General features: G+C 57.5%; 19 protein-coding genes. 5 read left to right on the forward strand and 14 right to left on the reverse strand.

Annotated features, from left to right (window positions below; genetic code table 11):
• The 14 genes from IOB61_RS01845 to IOB61_RS01910 all read right to left on the reverse strand — a co-directional run.
• On the reverse strand, positions 1-485 hold a 485-nt coding region (locus tag IOB61_RS01845; protein ID WP_290811332.1), incomplete at its 3' end, for a glutathione S-transferase family protein.
• A 72-nt stretch (positions 486-557) separates the two neighbouring features.
• A complete protein-coding gene (locus tag IOB61_RS01850) occupies positions 558-2,714 on the reverse strand; it encodes a primosomal protein N' (protein ID WP_290811335.1) in 2,157 nt (718 codons plus the stop codon).
• A 108-nt stretch (positions 2,715-2,822) separates the two neighbouring features.
• Complete coding sequence (locus IOB61_RS01855; RefSeq protein ID WP_290811337.1) at positions 2,823-3,653, reverse strand: AAA family ATPase; 831 nt, start codon at positions 3,651-3,653, stop codon at positions 2,823-2,825.
• Positions 3,650-4,912, reverse strand: coding sequence for a hypothetical protein (locus IOB61_RS01860; protein WP_290811339.1), 1,263 nt, complete (start codon positions 4,910-4,912; stop codon positions 3,650-3,652). Before IOB61_RS01860 ends, IOB61_RS01855 begins: the two co-directional genes overlap by 4 nt.
• A 12-nt stretch (positions 4,913-4,924) precedes the next feature.
• Positions 4,925-6,964, reverse strand: a complete 2,040-nt coding sequence (flhA, locus tag IOB61_RS01865; RefSeq protein WP_290811368.1) for a flagellar biosynthesis protein FlhA — start codon at positions 6,962-6,964, stop codon at positions 4,925-4,927.
• A gap of 87 nt (positions 6,965-7,051) precedes the next feature.
• Positions 7,052-8,446: a sigma-54 dependent transcriptional regulator gene (locus IOB61_RS01870; protein ID WP_290811342.1), complete on the reverse strand. Its 1,395-nt coding sequence runs from the start codon at positions 8,444-8,446 to the stop codon at positions 7,052-7,054.
• Positions 8,447-8,517: 71 nt separating this feature from the next.
• Complete coding sequence (fliN, locus tag IOB61_RS01875) at positions 8,518-8,874, reverse strand: flagellar motor switch protein FliN (protein WP_085338163.1); 357 nt, start codon at positions 8,872-8,874, stop codon at positions 8,518-8,520.
• Positions 8,875-8,885: 11 nt separating this feature from the next.
• Positions 8,886-9,530: a FliH/SctL family protein gene (locus IOB61_RS01880; protein ID WP_290811346.1), complete on the reverse strand. Its 645-nt coding sequence runs from the start codon at positions 9,528-9,530 to the stop codon at positions 8,886-8,888.
• 5 nt (positions 9,531-9,535) lie between these two features.
• A complete protein-coding gene (gene fliG, locus IOB61_RS01885; protein ID WP_085338161.1) occupies positions 9,536-10,549 on the reverse strand; it encodes a flagellar motor switch protein FliG in 1,014 nt (337 codons plus the stop codon).
• A complete protein-coding gene (gene fliF, locus IOB61_RS01890) occupies positions 10,550-12,172 on the reverse strand; it encodes a flagellar basal-body MS-ring/collar protein FliF (RefSeq protein ID WP_290811350.1) in 1,623 nt (540 codons plus the stop codon).
• 244 nt (positions 12,173-12,416) lie between these two features.
• Positions 12,417-12,674, reverse strand: coding sequence for a DUF1153 domain-containing protein (locus tag IOB61_RS01895; RefSeq protein ID WP_290808655.1), 258 nt, complete (start codon positions 12,672-12,674; stop codon positions 12,417-12,419).
• A gap of 153 nt (positions 12,675-12,827) precedes the next feature.
• Positions 12,828-14,219: a flagellar hook protein FlgE gene (locus tag IOB61_RS01900; protein WP_290811352.1), complete on the reverse strand. Its 1,392-nt coding sequence runs from the start codon at positions 14,217-14,219 to the stop codon at positions 12,828-12,830.
• A 127-nt stretch (positions 14,220-14,346) separates the two neighbouring features.
• A complete protein-coding gene (locus tag IOB61_RS01905; RefSeq protein ID WP_290811354.1) occupies positions 14,347-15,027 on the reverse strand; it encodes a flagellar hook capping FlgD N-terminal domain-containing protein in 681 nt (226 codons plus the stop codon).
• 17 nt (positions 15,028-15,044) lie between these two features.
• On the reverse strand, positions 15,045-16,655 hold the full coding sequence (locus tag IOB61_RS01910) for a flagellar hook-length control protein FliK (RefSeq protein ID WP_290811356.1): 1,611 nt from the start codon (positions 16,653-16,655) through the stop codon (positions 15,045-15,047).
• Positions 16,656-17,161: 506 nt separating this feature from the next.
• On the opposite strand from IOB61_RS01910, the gene flgK reads away from it, so the two are divergent.
• The 5 genes from flgK to rlmJ all read left to right on the forward strand — a co-directional run.
• Positions 17,162-19,306, forward strand: coding sequence for a flagellar hook-associated protein FlgK (gene flgK, locus IOB61_RS01915; RefSeq protein WP_290811358.1), 2,145 nt, complete (start codon positions 17,162-17,164; stop codon positions 19,304-19,306).
• A gap of 40 nt (positions 19,307-19,346) precedes the next feature.
• Entirely contained in the window at positions 19,347-20,270 is a 924-nt protein-coding gene (locus tag IOB61_RS01920; protein ID WP_290811360.1) for a flagellin, read from the forward strand.
• Between the two features lie 55 nt (positions 20,271-20,325).
• A complete protein-coding gene (mnmA, locus tag IOB61_RS01925; protein ID WP_290811362.1) occupies positions 20,326-21,525 on the forward strand; it encodes a tRNA 2-thiouridine(34) synthase MnmA in 1,200 nt (399 codons plus the stop codon).
• A gap of 31 nt (positions 21,526-21,556) precedes the next feature.
• The gene (locus IOB61_RS01930) at positions 21,557-22,078 is read left to right on the forward strand and encodes a hypothetical protein (RefSeq protein ID WP_290811364.1); all 522 of its coding nucleotides are present in this window, start codon (positions 21,557-21,559) and stop codon (positions 22,076-22,078) included.
• Positions 22,075-22,372: 23S rRNA (adenine(2030)-N(6))-methyltransferase RlmJ (gene rlmJ / locus IOB61_RS01935; protein ID WP_290811366.1), on the forward strand; the 298-nt coding region annotated here is incomplete at its 3' end. The genes IOB61_RS01930 and rlmJ, both read left to right, overlap by 4 nt.

Here is a 22,372-nt window from a genome sequence, read left to right on the forward strand (position 1 = left end):
GACAATTTCTTGCCCCCAATCCAGCCCTCTGCCTCAGCGGCCCGGCCAATTTGGTCGAGGGTTTGGGTTGCAGCCAAGGTGGCTTGGCGCAGGATGGCGGTATCAGGTGCCCCACCCCGGGCAAGGGCTTTGCGTGCCTTTTCATGCACCACATGGTCGACAATCGGCCCCAAGGTTCGGATCGCCCGAATGGTCATGGCGCGAACGGCGGCGCGCTCTAACGGTCCACCGGGCAAGAGGGGAGGGGTGGGCAACAAATCTTCCAAATATTCAAAGATCGCAAGCGCTTCGGAGATGGTCGCCCCATGCCCCCAGGAATCATCCACTAAAACGGGCGTCACCCCATCCGGCGCGATAGCTAAAAGGCCGGCATCGGCTTCAAACGGCAGGGCTTCGCGCACATGAAAGACGGCGCGCTTCTCACCCAGCGCCAAGCGCACGGCCCGCGAAAGGGGGTCTAGGGTTCTGGCATGAACAAGCAGCATGGGCTTTCTTTGTGCGTGACGCTGGCCAAGGTCAATGATGGCAGGCAGGTTTCAGAACAAACAGGCAGTGGGCTACAAGAAGGAATAAGGGTCCATGTCGATACTGACCCGCACACTGCCGGGTACCCGAAAGCCGCGCCGCCAAGCCGCCATAAAGGCTGATAGGTCCACTTCTTTGCTGGACTGGATCAGAAAGCGCCGCCGCCGCCATCCCCGGATCATGGCCAAAGGCGGGGGTGCAGGCCCCCACACTTCAACCCCATCCGCCGGAAATAAGGCATCACTGGCGGCTTGGGCGGCAGCATCGGCGGCTTCATCGGTCTGGGCCATGATGTGCAGGGCCGCCATGCGCCCAAAGGGCGGCGCACCCACGGCAGCCCGGCCCAAGCTTTCAGCTTCAATAAAGGCATCGCGGTCACCCATGACGAGGGCTTGCAGCGCTTCATTGTCGGGATAATGGGTTTGGATCAGGGCACGGCCAGGCCGGTCGGCGCGGCCTGCCCGCCCTGCCACTTGGCTCAACATTTGATAAGTCCGCTCGCCCGCACGCGGGTCACCGCCTTTAAGACCCAGATCTGCATCCACGACGCCAACAAGGGTCAAGTTCGGAAAATTATGGCCCTTGGCAACAATTTGGGTGCCGATCAAAATATCAATCTCGCCTCGTTCCATCCGGCCAACCAATTCGCGTACGGCTTGCGGGTTATGGGCGGTATCCGAGGAGAAAATCTCAATCCGTGCATCTGGAAAGCGCTCGCTAGCTTCGGCTGCAATGCGCTCGACCCCTGGGCCCACCGACACCAGACCATCTTCGGCCCCACAATTGGGGCAGGCATCTGGCTTGCGCATGGAAAAGCCCGTGAGGTGACACACAAGGCGGTTGGAATATTTGTGCTCAACCAACCACGACTCTGTATCGGGTGCCTTCATCCGGTGGCCGCATTTGCGGCACAAAACCACGGGCGCATAGCCGCGACGGTTCAAGAACAACAAGACTTGCTCGCGCGCCTCCAAGGTCTCGGCCATGGCTTGTACCAATACCGGGCTTAGCCATTGGTCGCGTTCGGGCGGATATTCCTTCAAATCAATGAGGCTGACCTCAGGCAGTAGCGCCACGCCATAGCGGCTTGGCAGAAGCAGGCGTTGATAACGCCCGGCGTCAGCATTCAGACGCGTCTCCATCGAAGGTGTGGCAGAGCCCAGCACAATGGTCGCCTGTTCAAACTTCGCCCGCGCCACCGCCATATCGCGGGCATGATAACGCAGGCCATCATCCTGCTTGAAGCTGCTGTCATGCTCTTCATCGATAAGGATCATGGAAAGCTTGGCGAAGGGTAGGAATAGGGCAGAGCGCGCACCAATAACGATGCGGGCGCGGCCTGCCGCCACTTCCCGCCATGTCCGCCGCTTTTGTGCAGCCCCAATATCGGAATGCCATTGCGCGGGAGTGGCCCCAAAGCGCTGTTCAAAGCGGGCAACAATGGCTTGGGTCAACGCAATTTCGGGCAACAGGACCAGCACTTGCTCATCGGGTCGGGCGATCAGGGCTTGTGCGACGGCTTCCAGATACACCTCTGTCTTGCCCGAGCCTGTCACCCCATCGAGTAGGAAGGGGCTGAACCCACCAGCCGTAACGGCCTTGGCGATCAGATGGGCGGCGTCGGCTTGCATCTCCGATAAGGGCCGGGCGGGCAAGCGCGGGTCTGGCGGGTCAAAGGGGAGATCGACGGGCCGCTCGATTTCCTCCAGCGCACCCAATTTCAAGAGTGCGGTCACAATGCCAGAGCCAACGCCTGCAGCTTTGGCAAGGGCTGCGCGGGGAATAGGGTCTTGCGCACACGCAAGGACCCGTGCGCGGGCTTCATTCAGCTTTTCGGGGCGCAAAGATGTGGCAACTGCCAAGCGCTCAAACGGGCCGGGCCCTAAGGCTTCGGGTTGCCGCAGCACCATGGCCAGAACTTGGCCCGGCGGGGTCACAAGATAGCGCGCAGCAAAGTCAATGAATTGCCGCAAGGCGGGGGAAAAAGCTGGACTATCAAACCGGGATTTGACTGGCTTTAGGTTGCTGCCATCGCTGTCGGGCTTCACCGCCCAGACGACACCAATGCGCAGGTTTTGCCCCAAGGGCACTTCTACCACATCACCAAGCCCAAGCGTCAGCTCGGGCGGCACGACATAGTCAAATGCTTCCGGCAGGGGCAAAGGAAGAAGGACGGAAACAACAGCCATGCTCTCCTCCTACGCCAGACCAGCCTATTTGGGCAGGGGGCGGTTCAGCCCAAAGGAGGATTTGCTAACAATTAGCTGCGTCAATTTAGGGCGTGGGTCGCGCGCGCTTCAGGCCGCGATGCGGGTTTCAAACGCGACACCAGACTTTACCAAATGGGTGACGGTCTCAATATCGCCCAAAGCGGTAGAGGTTGGCGCATGACGCGATAAGAGCATTTGCGCGCGCAAAGCCGTTTTCACAGCTTGATCTTCATGGATGGCCCCCGCACAGCCCGGCTCAAAGCCCAAATAGCTGCCACAGGCGCGGGCAAAGGATTGATGGATGCGGTCGGCTTCCTTTTTATTCTTTACCCGATTGGCCAGAACCCCAATGCGTGCTGTTGGTCTGCGGCTTTTAAGAAGTTTTACAAAGGCATAGCCGTCGGTCAAAGAGGCAGGCTCATCCAAAGCCACGATCAGCACATCATCGGCATCAGCGGCAAGTTTCAGCATGGCGTGGCCAATGCCTGCTGCCAAATCGACGATCACGCGGTCGTAAGAAAAGCTCAGTGCCGAAATGCCCGCCGCAATGCGTTGTACGTCGCGTTCGCCCAGATCCGCAAAGCTTGCGATGCCATGGCTGCCGGGTAGAAGATCAAAGCCACCGGGGCTTGCAGCCCCGCCTGCAATGCGCATGACCGCTTCGGCCAAGGTTGCTTCCCCATCCATGACATGGGCGAGGGTGAGATCGGGTTGCACCCCCAATTGAATGTCGACATTCGATAGGCCCAAATCGCCATCGACCAGAAGAACGCGCTCGCCCTGTTCGGCCAAAGCCCGTGCCAGCGAGACGGCGATAAAGGTTTTGCCGACCCCGCCTTTGCCCGAGGCAATTGCGACAATGCGGCCTGGTGGCTTGCGGGTGGGAAAGGGCACGATCTTGGTAGCAGATTCGCTCATGCCGCATCCTCTGCTTTCACGTCATCGAACGGCTCGAGCAAAAGGGCTGCAACCCGGTGGGCAGACGCCAAGGCAATGCCACCGGTGATAAAGGGCGTGGCTGAAATCTGTGCCAAGGCAATGTCGGCCTTATGCAGGGCAAAGGCTGCCGAAGCCCGGCGCTTGGTGAGGTCAAACCGGGTGATGATGGCGCGCTTGGTGCCGATCTGCGCAAAGGCCAAGCTCAGGTCTTCGAGGTCTTCATAGCGCATGTCAGCGGGCAGGCAGAGAATGGGTTCTAAGGCGACTTCCTGGACCAATCGCTCGGTGGCGCGCATGTCGGAAGGTTGCATGGGGCTTGCTGCAGCCGCGTCCACAAAGACGCATTGACCGGATTGGCGGGCTTGTTTGGTGAGGCGGGTGAGGTCTTGAAGTGTTGTGGCGGTCTCAAAGGGGGTGCCTAAACGCTCAGCCATAGCCCGCAATTGTTCGGCCCCACCGCAGCGTTCGCTATCGACCGAGATTAAAAGAGCCTCATAGCCGACGGCCAAAGCCCGTGTTGCAAGCTTGGCGACGGCAGCGGTCTTGCCAGCACCAGGTGGGCCAACCAGCACGATTGGGCGTGTGGGTGCGGCTTCAATCGGGTCAAATCGCAGCTTTTGGGAAAGCGAGTCGGCCAGGGCTTGGCGCAAGTGCGCATGATCGCTGAGCGACATGGCGATAGCTTGTTCACGGGTAAGTCCAGCGCGCGTCCAGAACAGGGCCAAACGCGACGGCTTGGGCTTTTCCGGCGGGGTCGCGGTTTGAGGGGCGACACCAGGTTTTGCGACAGCGGCAGCTAAAGGTTTCGCCACAGGCTTTGCGCTGGTGGGGGCGGGCTTTGGTGCAGGATCGCGCGCTGGGGCTTTGGCGGCAGCTTGACGACCCAGAAGGGCTGCCGTGCCGCGACTGGTCACCGGTGCTGCCTTGGGTTTGGCCGCAGATGGCGGCGGGGTGATGTCGGCCGGGGCTGGGCGCGGGGCTTCCATCATAAAGTCTTCAGGCTTGAAATGCTGGGCCAAAGTCTCTTGCTTGGAGGTTGCGCCTAAAACGGGTTTGCTTTGTTCTGTTGCCACGGCAGATTTGGCGCGCGGTTTGGTGCCGGGTTCTGCCGAGGCGCTGATCTCAATTCCGCCGCGCGTGCTGCGCCAACTCAAGACCACGGCCTTTGGTCCAAGCTCTGCCCGCACCTGCGCGATGGCCTCGGGCAGGGTGGGGGCAAAATAGGTAAAGACGCGCATCAGTCAGCCACCCTAGACACTGCCCAAGGTGCGCAATTTGGCTTTCGGGTGGATCTCGTTCTGGCTCATCACCATGGTTTGGGCGCGGAAGCGCTCAATCAGCGACCGGACATAGGGGCGGATGCCGCCAGAGGTCAGAATGACAGGGATCTCGCCCGTCTGGGCGGCCCGGTCCAAAGCAATGCGTACGGCTTGCACAAATTCATGCACTTGGCTGGGGGCCAGCGCCAATTGACGGTCGCCACGCTCGCCCACAATGGCTTCGGAAAAGGCCTGCTCCCACTTAGGCGAGAGGGCGACAATTGGCAGAAAGCCATCTGGGCTGCGGTTCTGGAAGCAGATTTGCCGCGCCAGACGCGCCCGGACATGTTCGACCATCGACACCGCATCCATGGTCGTGGCCTCAGAAATGGCCTCCATGATGGTGGCAAGGTCGCGGATCGACACACGCTCACGCAACAAGCTTTGCAAGACGCGCTGCACCGTTGCCCAAGAAACTTGGGCAGGGATGGTGTCTTCGACCAGCTTCTGGTGCTCTTTCGACAATTCCTTCATCAGGCGCTGAACTTCGGCAATCGAGAGAAGCTCGGCCATATTGTCCTTCACCACTTCGGTCAGATGGGTGGTCAGAACGGTGGCAGGGTCGACAATCGTATAGCCCTTGAAGGCGGCTTCTTCGCGGAAACTTTCGGCTACCCACGCCGCAGGCAAGCCAAAGGCAGGCTCTTTGCAAGGCTCGCCCGGCAGGTTCGGTGTTTCGCCTGCTGGGTCCATCACCAGAAGATGGCCGATGCGCAATTCGCCTTCGCCAGCTTCCATCTCTTTCACGCGGATCGAATAGCCATTGTTGGGAACAGCCATATTGTCCAAGATGCGCACGGCTGGCATGACAAAGCCCAATTCTTGCGCGATCTGGCGGCGCAGCGCTTTGATCTGATCGGTGATGCGGCGACCCTGCACATCATTGACCAATGCCAAGAGGCCATAGCCAAGCTCAATCTTCAATTCATCAATCGACAGCGCCGTGGCGATGGGCTCATCTTCTTCAGGTTTTGGTGGCGCATTGGCGGCATCATAAGACGCGACGTCGGATGTGAATTTCTTATCGGCTTCGGCTTTCCAAAGCTTGTAGGCCAAATAGCTGGCCCCAGCCCCGATCAACCAGAAAGCAATCATGGGCATGCCAGGCAGAACGCCTGCGATAAAGGCTGTCGCGGCCACCATGCCCAGCGCCTGTGGGCTACCTGCCAACTGGCGGGCTAGGGCGGCTTCGGCGGCTTCTTCCACCCCAGCTTTAGCCACCAACATACCAGCGGCGAGCGAAATGATCAGGGCTGGGATTTGGCTGATCAGACCGTCGCCAATCGTCAATTGGGTATAGGTGGTGCCTGCTTCGCTGAAGCTCAAACCCTCTTGCGCCATCCCGATAATCATGCCGCCAATGATATTGATGGCCGTGATGATGAGGCCAGCAACGGCATCCCCGCGCACGAATTTCGACGCACCATCCATAGCCCCGAAGAAGTTGCTTTCGCCTTCCAATTCTTTCCGGCGACGGCGGGCTTCTTCTTCATTGATAAGCCCTGCCGACAAGTCCGCATCCACGGCCATTTGCTTGCCGGGCATGGCGTCCAAGCTGAAGCGGGCGGCGACTTCGGCGATACGGGTCGAACCCTTGGTGATCACAACGAAATTGACGATCACCAGGATGATAAAAACGATAATCCCGATGACGAAATTCCCACCCATGATGAACTCACCAAAGGCGGCAATGATCTCGCCCGCGGCATCAGGACCCTCATGGCCATGGCTCAAGATCAGCCGGGTCGAGGCAATGTTGAGGCCAAGGCGGAACATGGTTGCGACCAGCAAGACCGCTGGAAAGGCGCTGAATTCTAGCGGCTTTTTGATGAATAGCGCGGTCATCAAGATCAGGACTGAACTGGTGACCGAAATGGCCAATAAGAAGTCCAGCATGAATGGCGGAAGCGGGATGATCAGAAGGACCACCAGCCCAACGACCCCAATCCCCATCAAGACCTGGCCTGTCATGACCCCCTTAAAAAAGGTCGAGAGGCCAAATTGTGGTGCCTTGGGGCTACTACCAATTCCTGCGGACGTATCGGTCATGGGCTAGGCCTATCCGTACACAAAGCGAGGTTCATTGGCACCGGGCGCAGGCACATCAATGCCTGCATCCATATAAAGCTTCAGCTTGTTTCGAAGCGTGCGGATGGAAATGCCCAAGATTTGCGCGGCATGGGTGCGATTGCCATAGCAATGCTTCAGCGTGTCGAGGATCATTTCCTGCTCCACCGCTTCAATCGTGCGACCAACCAGATTGGCAGGCGCGGCTTGCACGGCTTGGGCGGCCAAAATGGCTTGTCCAGCGGTCGCGACATGCGGGTTCAGGGCTGAAGCTGTTCCCAAAGCTGACCCATCTGGAAGGCGGATGTCGCCAATCTCAATCTCGGGCCCCGACGACAACAGAACGGCGCGGTGCATGGCGTTTTCCAATTCCCGCACATTGCCCCGCCAAGGGTTCGCCTTGATGGCTTCAAGCGCCACATTGGAAATACCTTTTGGTTTGAGGCCATTAGCAGTGGTGTATTTCTTGATGAAATAGGTCGACAAAGCCACCAGGTCACCCGGACGATCGCGCAGGGGCGGGATGCACAGATTGACGACATTGAGGCGGTAATAGAGGTCTTCGCGGAATTTGCCCGCGCGCACATCTTCTTCTAGATTGCGGTTTGACGTGGCCAAAATGCGGATATTGACAGGTACAGGCTTGGAGCCGCCCACCCGGTCAATCACCCGCTCTTGAATGGCGCGCAAGAGCTTAGCCTGCAGGCGAATGTCCATCTCGCTGATTTCGTCGAGCAGAAGTGTGCCGCCATCGGCTTCTTCAAACTTGCCAATCCGGCGGGCCAAGGCACCGGTAAAGGCCCCTTTTTCATGGCCAAACAGCTCTGATTCCAGAAGATTATCGGGAATGGCTGCACAATTGACGCTGATGAAGGCTTTGTCGGTGCGGCGCGAATTCTGGTGCACAAAGCGCGCCATGACTTCTTTGCCAACGCCGCTTTCCCCGGTGATCAGAACACTGGCTTCAGACGGGGCAATTTGTTCGGCCAAGCGGATCACCGCCTTCATGGCGGGATCATGCGCGATCATAGGACGGTTGTCGTCTGTGATGGCAGCGAGGACGGCCGCGATCAGTTCAGGATCAGGTGGTAAGGGCAAGAATTCTTGCGCGCCTTGGCGGATGGCATTGGCCGCCGTGCGTGGATCGGTAGAGACGCCACAGGCGACAACCGGCACAATGATATGCTCGGCCTCGTTCTGGGCGATCAGGGCTGCGATATCATGGCTGACATCGACCAGAAGCAAATCTGCCCCTTTGCCATTGCGCAAGGCGGCGGTGGCCTGCGCGATGGTGTCGACCTGGAACACTTTGGCACCGCGGTCCATCGCAATCTTGGATGCGACGGCAAGCTGCCCACTCATGTTGCCAACAATCAAAACTCGCATTTTCGGTCTCCTCACGCCAAAGCGTGTTCATTGGTCTTGCGCTTCTGCGCACATTCACGTGTGCTCAAGGTCTATGAGTTGGTGTCATTGTCCTTGATGATTTCAGTCATGGTCACGCCCAGCCGCTCGTCGACCACGACAAGCTCGCCGCGTGCCACGAGGCGGTTGTTCACATAAATATCGATGGCTTCCCCGACGCGGCGGTCGAGCTCAATCAAAGAACCGCGTGCAAGCTTCAAAAGTGAAGCCACATCCATGGTCGCACGGCCCAGCACAGCCTTAATATTGACCGGTACATCGAAGACCGGGGCTAGATCGGTTGCCGAGCGCGTATATTGCTGGGGGGCTTCTTCCTGCGGCGCTTCTGCGGGCAGGGGATCAAGCTCCGAGAGGTCGGGCAAATCGTAGGACTCTGTGTTTTCGTCCATTTCAGGCCTCCTCAGGTCTGGGTCATGTCGAGGCTTAAGCCTTCAGCAGCTGCTGAGGCGAGCCAGTTTTGGGCGGAAGTTTCAATCTCGGCGAGGGCGCTTGCACGGTCGTGCACAATGCGCCCATCACCCCAATCCAGGACGCAATCGCCGGTTTGAGCTTGTGGATCTGGCCGGACTGCGATTTCACCGGTGAAGCCGGCTTCGCGGGCGCAGCCAATCAGGCGTTCTTCAATCGTCTCAGCCAGCTCTGGGCTGACGCGCACCACCAGTCGAGGCGTGTCACGCAAATGGGCCACAGCAGAGGTTACAATCGCTTCAACCCGGTCTGCCCCATAGGCATCAAGTGCTGCATGGGCGACGGAGCGGGCAGCAGCGAGCGCGACGTCAACCGCATCCTGGCGCAGGCTGTGGGCCTCATCATTCAAGCGACCCAGCATCATTTGCATCATGCGGGCAATCGCGCGTAGCGCCTCGCTCGTAGCGCGCTCTGCTTTGACGAGTTCGGCTTCTTGGCCTTCGGCAAAACCGGCAGCATGGGCTGCGGCCACATCCTCATCGGTCAAAACCTTACGCCGGTTCGACGTGCTCGGCGGCGTCGCACCGGCTTTGGTGAACATCGGCTCGAAGCTATATTTGGACGATTGAACCATCATGCGCCTCAGTAAATCAGCTCGTCATCACGTCCGCCTTCGGCGAGCATGATTTCGCCGCGCTGGGCTAAATCTTTGGCGATCTGGACCATGCCAGATTGCGCACCATCCACGTCTTTGAGACGCACGGGGCCCATAGAGGCCATATCGTCGCGCATGATTTTTGCGGCGCGTTCCGACATATTGGTGAAGAACAAATTGCGCAGCTCGTCCGATGCCCCTTTGAGGGCCAACGCCAATTGCGACTTTTCGACCGCCCGCAGCAAGGTTTGGACCCCACCTGGATCGAGCTTCTTCAAGTCCTCAAATACGAACATCAAGGAACGGATGCGCTCGGCTGCTTCGCGGTTGCGCTCTTCCAAAGCGCCGATGAAGCGGTTTTCGGTGGCGCGGTCGAAATTGTTGAAGATTTCAGCCATAAGTTCATGGCTGTCGCGCTTGGAGGTGCGCGCCAAATTGCTCATGAATTCATTGCGCAAGGTGATTTCGATCTTTTCCAGAATGTCGCGCTGGATGGGTTCCATATGCAGCATGCGGTTCACGCACTCGAGCGCGAAATCGTCTGGCAAAGCCGATAGAACGCGTGCTGCATGGTCAGCCTTCACCTTGGACAGAACCACCGCCACCGTCTGGGGATATTCGTTTTTCAGATAATTGGCCAAAGTCGTTTCAGCGACATTGCCCAATTTGTCCCACATGGTTCGACCGGCTGGACCCCGGATTTCTTCCATGATGGCTTCCACCTTTTCAGGTGGCAGGATCGAAGCCAAGAGCCGTTGGGTCTGTTCATAAGACCCCATAACCGCACCGGTATTGGAGATGCGGCCCACAAAGTCGACGACCAATTCTTCGACGGCTTCTGATTGCACATTGCCCAAATTGGACATGGCTTGGGAGATTTCCTTGATCTCTTCTTCGTCAAAGAATTCCCACAAAGTCTTATGGTCTTCCCCCAAAGCCAACAGGAAGACGGCTGCCTTTTCAGCGCCTTTGAGTTCGCTCATGGATGCAACAGCGGCCATCTATCTGCGCTCCTGCAGCCAAGCCCGGATGACCGAGACGGTCTGTTCTGGGTTTTCTGTAACCATTTGAGAGACTTGCTTCATCGCATTGGCATTGACCGAGCCTTGTATCCTCGCAATGTCGACCCGTTCATCGCCGGTGCCTGCCTCCCCTCCGGGCAAGGCGGCAACGCTTCCTGCCCCGGCCATGCTCATGGCTTGTCCGGGCAGACCCATGGGCGTGACTGCGGCACCCGCGCCAGGCGCATCAAACACACCTTTCACGAGGGGGCGCGCCACAAAGAAGAGAAGGGCTGCTGCAACCAGGGTCATGGCCAAGATTTCTGCCCCACGCATGATGTCATTCTTGTCGAATGCAAAAGCACTTGGGGCTTTGGAGCCAACATCAGCAGCAGCTTTGGCAAAGCGGACATTGACCACTTCAATCTTGTCACCACGCTCTTCATTGATGCCGGCAGCAGAACTGACCAGCGCAGCGATTTGCTTCATTTCGGCTTCAGGCCGTGCCGCCCATTTTGGAGCCTCGCCAGCCTTTGCTGGAGGGGTCGATACACCATCAACTGCAACAGCTACCGACAGGCGGGTCACTTTGCCCGGGGTGATGACTTCGGTCCGTGTGCTCTTGGAAATCTCGTAATTGACCGTTTCATCGGTGCGGTTGGAGTTGGATTCTTGGCCACCCGCAGCACCGGGTGTTTGGCCATCGGGCACGTTTTGGGCTTGGGTGACACCTTGGTCATTGGCTCTATCAGCCGCAACTTCTTCAATGGTGCGGGTTGAGCGCGGTGCGACTTGATCTGGATTGAAATTCTCTTCAGTTTTCGTCACTTGGCTGAAATCTAGATCGGCTGAGACTTGGACGCGCGCGCCACCGGGCCCCACAATGCCTTCCACGATTTCCTGCAAGCGGCGGCGCAGACGCTCTTCATATTGGCTGGTACGATCATCCATAGCGGCAGACGAGGCATCTGCCCCAATGCTGGCACCGGCCAGCAATTCACCGCGTTCGTCCAAAATCGTGACCTTGTCGGGTGATAGGCCCTGAACGGCGGCAGCGACCAGACTGCGAATGGCATTGATTTGCTTTTCCGAGAGTGAGCCGCGCTCTAATCCAACGACGATAGAGGCCGTGGGTGGCTCGGAATTGGTTTGAAACAGCGCCTTTTCAGGAATGACCAAATGCACACGGGCGGCATTGACTGTATCGAGGCTATCAATTGAGCGCGCGCGTTCGCCCTCTAAGGCACGTAATTTATTGACATTCTGTACAAAGCTTGTGGCACCCAAGGCATCTTGTTTGTCAAAAATCTCATACCCGATGGAGCCTTGGCCGGGCAGGCCGTCGGCGGCCAAGCGCATGCGGGCTTCAGCAACTTTCGAGCGGGGGACAAAAATGCTCGACCCATCTGCAGAAAGTTGGAAGTCAACATTGGCGGCGGTCAGGCTCTCGCTCACCGCTGCAGCATCTTTGGCCGACAAATCTGAATAAAGCAGCGAACGTTCTTCAGCACCGACGCGGAACATGATCGCAAACAGAGCTGCAGCCACCAAAGCCGTAACGGCAAAGGCGGCAATCAGCTTCGCTGGCCCTGCTGACTTCAAAATCGATAAAAATCGTTCCAACGACCCGCTCCGCTTGAAGTGCCAAAACCCGCAGACTGAAAGGGTCTGTAGGGCTTTCGGACGCTCCGTCACCTTGTTTCGTGCTGGACTTGCTCGGCCGTTTTTGGCGGTTCGAATCAGAGGCAGCACGGTGGCAAAGTGACCGAATAGCCTAGATGGCTACTCGGTCATTTTTGCCTGCTAGGCAGCTTTTTCCGGGTGTTAGGTAAAAGACACGTTAATGTCGGCGGTTAAGCCTGCAAACTTAACGGTAGTTCTGAATACGTGTAACGCGCAATCCTGGCAGACCATGGCGGTCGACCTGACGTTGCCAGCCGAGGAATTCCTCAGCCGTAATGCGATAGCGTGCGCACGCATCCTCAAAGCTGAGGAGACCGCCCTTTACAGCAGCGACAACTTCAGCCTTGCGGCGTGCGACCCAACGTTCTGTGTTGGGGGGTGGTAAACTCGACAAAGTAAGAGGTGTACCCTCTGGACCCGTCACCGATAATTCCCGTTGCATGGCGTGCACCATGTGCTCACCTCCATATCTTGTTCTTGAGAAGAAGATACGCCTTTCGATTTAAGGCCGCGCTAAGCGACAGGCTTAATTTTGAGTGATTTCAGACATCAGAATTCTTCAGAATGCCGTAGCTGTGCGTTCAGCTTATCGGCCTTAGCGCTTCATCCGGATGACTTCGTCGAGCATGTCGTCGGCAGTCGTGATAATCTTGGACGAGGCACTATAAGCCCGCTGAATGATGATCATGGAAGAAAATTCTTGAGCCAAATCAACGCTTGAGGATTCAAGGCTGGATGAGGCGATAACACCTGCACCGCCGAGCCCTGGGTCTTTCAAGCTGAATTGACCCGAATCTGAGGTGGGTCGATAGACGCCGCCGCGATCTGCCAAGAGGCCGTCGGGATTAACAAATGTCGCCACCGGCAGCTTAAAAATCTTTCTGGTAACCCCATTGTTGAAGATGGCAGAGATAAAGCCATCCTTGGTAATTTCCACCCCGCTGACGTCACCGAATAACGAACCATCGGTTGTTGTCGAGGTGATGGCGGTTGGGCTGTCGAACTGGCTTACCCCACCTTCACCGCTGATTTGGCCGAGGTCGAGTGAGAATGTTTGGGCCGCAAGGCCGGTTGACGCAGCCCATTTTGCGGTACCTGCTGCAGGTGCACCGCCAGCGGCGGCACCTAAGTTAAAGCCGGCCAAAAGTGCAGGCGAGGTCGCGGCGGTGTCTAACCTGCCGCTTGGCGTAAAGGCCAAAGTGCCTGTGGCGATCTGGCCATTCACAAGTGGTGCGCCCGTGGTCACGCTGCTCGCGGGTGAGGCATAGATTTCGGTGATCCACTGGTTTGCGGTGGCACTTTTCAGCAGGGCGACATTGAACGTGCGCAAACCGCCAAGGCTGTCATAGATTTGGAACGACCAATTGGCGTCTGGTGTAACCGCGCCGGAAGCCATATTGTTGGTCGCAGCATTATAAGTACCGCCCGACACGGCCGTGCTGACCGGGGTCGTTGATCTTAAATTGCCATTGATCTTCGCGGTGGTTGAAGGTGTCGCGGTGCCTGAAATCGAGCTGATATTGACGGTTTCCAGCAAGCTTAAGTCACTGGGGCTGGTTGTCGTATTGCCCGTTGGATCCACGCGCCAGCCTTGCAGGAAATAGCCCGCTTGATTGACCAAATTACCTTCATCATTGGCTGCAAACGAGCCAACACGGGTAAATGCAACATTGCTGACAGCAGCACCAGGTGTCTGCAGGGGCGAGACAGCAAAGAAGCCTTGACCCGAAATCGCAAGGTCCGTCACGGTCGAAGTTGAGTTCAAATTGCCTTGCGAGCGCACCAATTGACGGGTCTGCGCCGTAACACCGCCGGCATTATAGGTCGAACTTTTGCTCTGCGGGTTGACCAGACGGGTAAAGTCGGTGCGGTTCCGTTTGAAGGCGGTCGTGTTCACATTGGCGATGTTGTCTGAGACAACGGCCATAGCACTGGAATTAGCGATGAGGGACGAAACGCCCGCCAGCATTGCGTTATTGATCGACATTGAATGCTCCTGATCGTGTTTTTATTGTTAGGAGCATTCTGCCCAACCACTTATGTCCGAATTTTAGGGACGGAGTGTTGATTTTTAGTTGATTTTTTTCTTAATCGCAGGGATTTAAGTCAAAATATCAATTGGCTTGCAGTCCTATTTTAGTGATTGAAGACAAAGGCAGGGCTGAGCCGCCGATTGTCACGGTTGGGGTGTTCCCGGAGAGATCGACCCCGGTGATAACGCCTTTTTGGCGGACCGTGCCGGTGATTGGCCGTTCGTCCGCGCCTCGTGCATTGATCTCTAAACGATAGGTCCCGGCAGGGGCTGCTTTACCCGATTGGTCCTTGCCGTCCCAGGTGAAGGTCTTTTCACCAACCGAGGTTTCGCCCGTTTTGGTGGCAATCGTGCGGCCTTGGGCGTCGACAATTTTCAATGTGGTGCTGGTCGACGCGCGCGGCAATTCATAGCGCCAAGTCGCTTGGCCGCCGCTGGACAGACCCGCCAAAGCCGAAGTTGCTGTCGCCTCTTTGCCCAAATAGGCCACTGCCGTTGCACCCGCACTTAATTTGGTCGTTTCGGTCAAAGACGACAGAAGGTCATTGGTTTTCAGCTGTTGTTCCACGCCAGAAAACTGCACCAATTGATTGGTAAAGTCCTTCGTGTCCAAGGGGGACAGAGGATCTTGGTTCTTGAGCTGGGCGGTCAAGAGCGTCAAAAACGTCTCGAAATTATTCGCCAAGGACGCTTTCGGCGTGGTGGCGGCCTTTGCTGTCGTGGTCGTTGCTGCCGCCGCGCTTGTGTTGGTTACTGTTGCCATTATGCGTTCCTTTTAACTTAGGCGGTCAAGGCAATGCGGGCACGTTGCCAGCGTTCGACAGGGCCGGAGAGTGGGTTCGTGAGCGGCGCTTGGGCTTCTGCTTTCGCCGTTTCAGCTGTTTCGTAGCTTTCCGTACCACCGATCAGTCGCGCGCTTTGTTGCTGATTGGTGTCGCGATTTTGTTGTGAGCTGCCTTGGTCATTCATCGAGAACGATAGCCCATTTTCTTCCAAATCAAGACCTGCTTCTTGCAGGGCGCGGGTGAGATCGCGCGCCGACAAGGCCAAGTCCTTCAGGGCTTCGGGCCGGTCGGTACTAACAACTGCGCGTACCTTTTTATCGGCGCCCACCGTCAAGCGCACATCAACCCGGCCCAGTTCTGGGGGGTCGAGTCGCAAGGTGAATTCCTTCATCCCGTTTGAAATGCGGCGCATCATAGCAGCTGCCAGCATCGGAAGTGTGTGGGGCTGAACCAAACTGGGCTTTGGCGTGGTGTCTTGGGCTGGTGTCCCATCGGGGCCAGCGGTTTGGGTGCTTGCCGCATCGCCTGCCGTGCTCGACCCGCTCAAAAGGCCAGAGGTATCGGTGGCTGTAACCTTGGCTTCTTCTGTTTTCGCAGCTGCTTTAGCGAGGTTAGGGACGATGCCAGTGGGTGGTGCCGCGGCAATTTGTTGGCCTAGTGGGCTTGCTGGCGAAGGTGTAGGCGCACTTTGCAAGCCTGCATCCCCAGGTGCGAGGAGCCCATTGCCCTGGGTCCATGAAAAGCCAGACCCAGTGGCTTTAAAGCCGCGTCCTTCCCCGGCTTGTGCTTCCTGCGCACGTATGGCGCTAGGCCCCTGAGAATTGCTTGCGAGCGCCAAATTGAGGGTTTGGGCAGGGGTTTGGGCGGCTGCCGCATCGGATTGGGATGGAAGTGCTGGGGCGAACGGTGCCGCCGTGGGTGCTGCGGCATTTGTGAGGACTTGCGCCACAGCGACGTCATCGCCAGCTGGTTGTATGGTCTGGCCTAGGGCAGCAAGGCCAGCCAAAAGTCCTTGTGAAGCAGCCGCTTGTGCTTTGACCGCGACGGCCTGTGGTGTCGCCGCTGGCTCCAAAACTGGTTTAAGGGCGATGTCTGTAGCTTCGGCCATTAAGATAGGAGACGGGGCTGTTTTGGGGGTGACACTGCCCTCAACCAAATCGTCGCCCCCTTGCGCCATCGAAACCTTTGCCACGCTCGCCTCGAGAGTGGGGGCAGCAGGTGCCTCGCCTGCAAGGTTAAGGACCGGGGCCACAGGCTGCGGGCTATTACTTTGCGGATTTGTAGCCACCGCTGACGTCACAGGCGCGGAAGCAGCGGCAGGATTTGTCGCCACAAAGGCAAGAGCCGATTGTGCGTCTTGAGATTCTGGCGTGCTGGTCTGAGGTGCTTCTGCGGGCACAACTATCTTGTCTTGCGCCGGGCTGGGTTCAGAACTGGTTTTTGAAGGTTCTTGAACGCTGGGCGGTTGGACAAGCCCAATCAAGGTTTCCGCAAAGCTCAAGCCAGTGGCTTGCCCTTCATCGGACGCAGGAGCCGCAGACGCCTTCGCGCGCCGCGACTGCGGTGCCTCCGCGATGCTATCTATCATGCGACCTGTTACGTCCATTCATCCAACCCCTTGGCCCAAATTTCCCAGCGCGCCGCACACGGTTTGCGACTGCGAGCAAAAGGGGTAGCAAGGGCTGTGCCACTTTCAATTCGACGTAATATTCTGTTTTTAAACAAATTTACTCGCGGTTAATACTGATGAATTGGGGCCAAATTAGCCGGGTAGCGGCATAGATTGCCCAGTAGATGGCCAATCCTGCCCGCATGGGCTCAAACCCTCGAAATCCAGCCGAGAAAGCCTGATTTGGCGATTTTGGGCGCGGGACGAAAGCCTCGTGGTCAGCTGTGGCGCGTTGGTTGCAAGTCGTGTGAAGAGCATTGGCTTTCGTGCGAGCGGGTCCTGCGACAGAAAATATGTAAGTCATTGAAATGTCATGATTTTACATTCTTTCTGACGGGGCGATCCTTCCGGGCGGGGCGAGTAATCGGGCAAAAACCGCTCAGCAGGTCGGCAAAAATGACCGGGTGCTGGGAGGAATGAGGCAGAAACAAAGGCTGAATTGAATGTCGCTGAATTCGATCATGAACATCGCCACCAGTGGCCTGTTCGCGAGCCAAAACGCTATTCGCACGGTGACGCAAAACGTCTCCAATGTGAATACGCCAGGCTATGTTCGCCTCGAGCACAACCAGAATGCCCGCGAAATCGGCGGTCAGGGGCAGGGTGTCGATATTGGGTTGGTGACCCGGGCTGCGGACCGTTTCTTGGCAGCCGCATCCTTGGCGGCTTCCAGCTCAGCCGGGAGTGCGGCAGGTCGGTCGGGCTATTTGGATAATGTGCAAGCTGCCTTTGGCGACCCGACCAGTGAATCTTCCATTTTCGCAGCCTTGAACCGTGCCTTAGGTGCGTTTGAGACGGGTGTCCTAAATCCGGGTTCCATTTCGGCCCGACGCGGTGCCATTGCCGAATTGCAGGGCTTCTTGGCGCAGATCAATACAATTGGCCAAACCATTGAGACTGCGCGCGCCGATGCCGACCAGCGCATTGCCGACCAGGTTCAGCGGGTCAACACGCTGTTAAAGGACATTTCGGCCGCCAATTCCGATATTTTGCGCGCCAATGCCGCAGGCGATTCCACCGGTGCGCAGCAGCGCCAAGCCGATATGATCCAAGAATTGTCGCAATATATCGACATTAAAGTGGCAACGCGTCCTGATGGCTCTACCGAAGTGCGCACCAGCAATGGCGTCTTATTGGCTGGCTTCAATCCCGCGACTTTGAACTTCAAAGCCTCTGGCGTTGGCGCGACCTCGTTTGATCGCATCACCATCACGTTTGGGACCGACCCAACCGAGCGCGAATTTGAGCCCAGCATCCAAAGCGGCTCGCTGCGTGGCCTCCTCGATGTCCGCGATCAGGATTTGGCCAAGATTGCGTATGGCCTTGGTGAATTGGCCGGTGGCATTGCAGATGCGTTAAACGCCGCCCACAGCCAAAATGCGACCTTACCGCCGCTGGCGCTGGCGCGCGGCAGTGATACTGGCCTTCTGGCTTCCGATAGTTTGAACTTTACGGGCCAGACCAGCATTGGTGTGGTCAATGCCGCCGGTTTGCTGGTGAGCAAGATCGACATCAACTTCACGACCGGTGCGATCACGGTCGATGGGGCGGCATCGGGCACGACGGGTTCGACGATTGGATCATTTGTCACCGCATTGAACGCCGCACTGGGTGCCAATGGGACGGCAAGCTTCACCAATGGCAGGCTGCAATTGCAATCGGCCGCACCTGTACCCGCGACCGCCACGCCCAATGGCTTTGTATTTGACGAGCCTGCAACGGGGGGAAGCCAGCGCGGCAACCGTGCCTTTGCCCATTTCTTTGGCCTGAATGATCTGGTCCAGTCGGGCACACCTTTGAACTATGCCACGGGCCTGCGTGCAACAGACACCCACGGCTTTACGGCTGGCAGCGTGATGACCTTGCAAGTGGTTGGGCCCATGGGTGGGATCGCCACAACGAAAAATGTCACCATTCCTGCGGGGACGATTGGCGACATTATGAATGCGCTCAATGATCCCACGACAGGGGTTGGCCTTTACGGCGGTTTCTCGCTGGATCCCCAGGGTGTGATGAAATGGACCCCCGGCACCGGCCAAGGCAATTTGCGTCTTGAAATCACCCAAGACATTGGGCCACGCGGCGGCACCAGCCACGGCTTTGCGGCGATCTTTGGGGTTGCATCAAAAACCCGCGAAGCGCGCGCTTTGGGCATTGAGGTCAATCCAGCCATTGTTTCAGATCCTGCAAAAATGGGCCTAGCCCGGCCGGATTTGTCGAGTGTCGCGGTCGGGGCTGTCGCCGTTGGTCTGGCTGATAGCCGCGGCGCGCAGGCGTTGTTTGATGCTTCGCGCACACCCTTAGCCTTTAGCGATGGGCCGGGCGGGGTTACCCGCACCATGAAAATGCTCGACTTCGTCTCAGCCCTTGGTGGAGATGTCGGGCGACTGGCCGCTGAAGCGGCGACCGACAAGCAAACCGCCGATGGCTTTAAGGCCGAGGCTGATGCCCGACGCGCCAGTCTTGAAGGCGTCAATCTTGACGAAGAATTGGTCAAGCTGACCAGTTTCCAACAAGCCTATTCCGCCGCGGCGCGCATGATCCGGGCGGTCGACGAAATGTATCAAACCTTGCTGCAGGCTGTTTAAGGCCAGAAACAACTGAAGAGACACAGGTGGAGCTTCACTCATGAATCGCGTCGCAACCTTTAATCAGTTCTTCGGAAGTGCTGCTGGCATTGCCATGGGCCAAGCCAATATGGCCAAGGCGCAAGAGCAGGCCTCAACCCAAAAGGTCGCGAGTGACTTGCAGGGGTTTGGCATTGAGGCCGGACGTCTACTGTCTGCCAAAACCTATGCTGAACGATTAGATCGTCGGGCAGAGACCCTAAAAGCACTTGAAGCGCGCGCGGAAGTGGAAGCTTCTGCCCTAGAGAGCGCGCAGGCAGCGGTCCAGCAAGCCCGCGATGCCTTGGCCAATGCCGCTGCAAACCAAAATGGTGCTGGCTTAAAGGCCGCCCTCGAACAAGCCCTGAGTGTGATCGATACTGCCGCCAATGCGCAATATAATGGCGAAGCGATCTTTGGCGGCGAATGGGGCTATGGCGAACCATTTGTGCCTGCAAGCCTCGACACCTTGGCCGCTCAAGCCAATACCGATGCCAATTGGGTCGATACGGGCCGCAATCGCACGGTGATGATTGAGGATAATCGCTCTATCGAACTCAGCCGCAATGCCGAGGATTTATTCCGGCCCTTTGTTGACTTCTTGCGCTCCATCCGCGTCTGGGAAAATGCGAACGGGCCCCTGACAGGCAAGCTCACCACCGCCCAGCAGGCTTATGTCCAAGGCCTGATCCCGCAAATCGCAGCAGTCCAGACAACTTTGATCGACAAATCTGCCGAAGCGGGAAGTACGGCCAAGCAGATCGAGATGGCGGTGTCGACCAATAATGCGAAGCGCGATACCTTATTGGCGACAATTGGCGATCAAGAAAATGTCGATTTGGCCGAAGTGGCCGCGCGTCTGTCTGCTGCCCAAACCCAATATCAGGCGTCGGCTGCGATCTTTGGGCAGTTGAAGGACCTGAACCTGCTGCAATATCTGCGATAAGCTGCTAAAGCGCGCCGATCGCTACAGGCCTTGAACCTGTGGGGAAGGAGAGAGCATGTCGCTTGATACACTTGTGGCTCGCGCCGACGCGGGCCTTTTGACCATTCCCGACATTGATTTGGGCTTTGACAAGCCGCGCGCGGCGACCCGAGTGGTGGTTGCCATGTCTGGTGGAGTCGACTCCTCGGTTGTTGCTGCCTTGGTGCAAGCGGCAGGCTATGAAACCATTGGCATTACGTTGCAGCTCTATGACCATGGGGCTGCCTTAAAAAAGCAAGGCGCGTGCTGTGCCGGGCAAGACATTCATGATGCCCGCCGTGTCGCCGATAAAATTGGCATCGCCCATTATGTGCTCGACTATGAGAGCCGTTTTAAAGAAGCGGTAATCGACAATTTTGCCGACACCTATCTTTCAGGCTTCACACCCATTCCCTGTGTTCGCTGCAACCAAAGCGTCAAGTTCAAGGATTTGTTGGAGACAGCCCGTGATCTGGGCGCAGATTGCTTGGTCACGGGCCATTATGTGGGCCGCGTGGATGGGCCAGAAGGGGCCGAAATGCGCCGGGCTGCGGATGCCGCGCGCGATCAATCCTATTTTCTCTTCGCAACAACGCGTGCCCAACTCAATTTCTTGCGCTTTCCGCTGGCAAGCCTTCCCAAGTCTGCCGTCCGCGAAATTGCGGCCGCTTTGGACCTTCCCGTCGCGATCAAGCCAGACAGCCAAGACATTTGTTTTGTGCCTAATGGCAAATATGCCGATGTTGTGGCGAAGCTACGTCCCGGCGCGGCTGAGCCGGGCGAGATATTGCATGTCGATGGACGCGTGTTGGGCACACATGAGGGCGTGATCCACTTTACCGTCGGTCAAAGACGCGGCCTTGGCATCGCCACGGGCGAGCCTTTGTTTGTGGTCAAATTAGATGCTGCCGCCAAGCAGGTGATCGTTGGACCCAAAGAGTGCTTGGCCGTCACCCACATCACGCTGACAGATGTGAATTGGATTGGGGAGCAGGTGGCAGGCGAAGATGCGCTGAACGGGCGGCGCGTTTTGGCGCGTGTCCGCTCGACCCGCCCGCCAGTGCCGGGGACGTTGCATATTGGGGCAGGCTGGTCTGTTGTGCTCGACAATCCTGAAGAGGGCGTCGCCCCTGGCCAGGCTTGCGTATTCTATGACCCCAATGATGATGGCGACCGCGTCTTAGGCGGGGGCTGGATCGCCGCGACTGCCCTGCGCGGCGCTGGCGTCGCGCTGTAGCCGTGGACCACAGTCTGGGATAGATCGAGACATGCCCAATTATCACCAGCCCAAAAATATGAGTTTTGTACCGCCCATCCTGAGGCGGAAATTCATCGTGCCCGATAATCCGCGCGAGCTTGGTACATTGGTGGTGATTATTGGGCTGGCTATCAGCCTGATGTCGGCTTGGCCAACAGCCGTTGATCTGACCCACTGGATGGGTAAGCGGCAGACTGAGGCCCAGCGTGTCGCCATTGTTCCCTATCGCGCTGGCCTTCAGAGCCGCCTTGTCGGTGTTTATCTCATCGAAGATGAAAACAAGGTCCAAGTCGCCGTGCGGGGTAGCCGTGTCTATCTGAAAAAGGAAGCCGTCGCGCCAAAGGCTTTGGTGGTCTGGGAGACTGGACGGTCTGACAAGGCACGGACGTTGTTCCAATATCTCGATTATTTGTTGGGTCTGCCCATTGGTCTTGGCATTTTGGCTTGGGGCTTACACATTCGGACCAAGCGGCCTGATCGGTTTGAAGAGGCCATGGCCAATCGGTCAGATCAAGGCGGCAGAGCTGCATGAATTATCGTCACGCCTTTCATGCGGGCAATTTTGCCGATGTCTGGAAACATTTAGCCCTCGTCCTCAGCCTCGATCATTTGCGGCTGAAAGAAGCGCCATTTCGGGTGCTCGATGTCTTTGCAGGCATTGGCACCTATGACTTGTCCAGCGAAGAAGCAGCCCGCAGCCCGGAGTGGCAAGATGGCATTGGCCGCCTATGGGCAGCCGAAAGCCCGCCTGCGCCAGTGCAGCGTTATCTCGACCTTGTTGCGGCAGCCGGCGATGGCCCCAACACCTATCCAGGATCGCCCGCAC

The sequence above is a fragment of the Aquidulcibacter sp. genome (assembly GCF_020253525.1).
Taxonomy (GTDB): domain Bacteria; phylum Pseudomonadota; class Alphaproteobacteria; order Caulobacterales; family Aquidulcibacteraceae; genus Aquidulcibacter.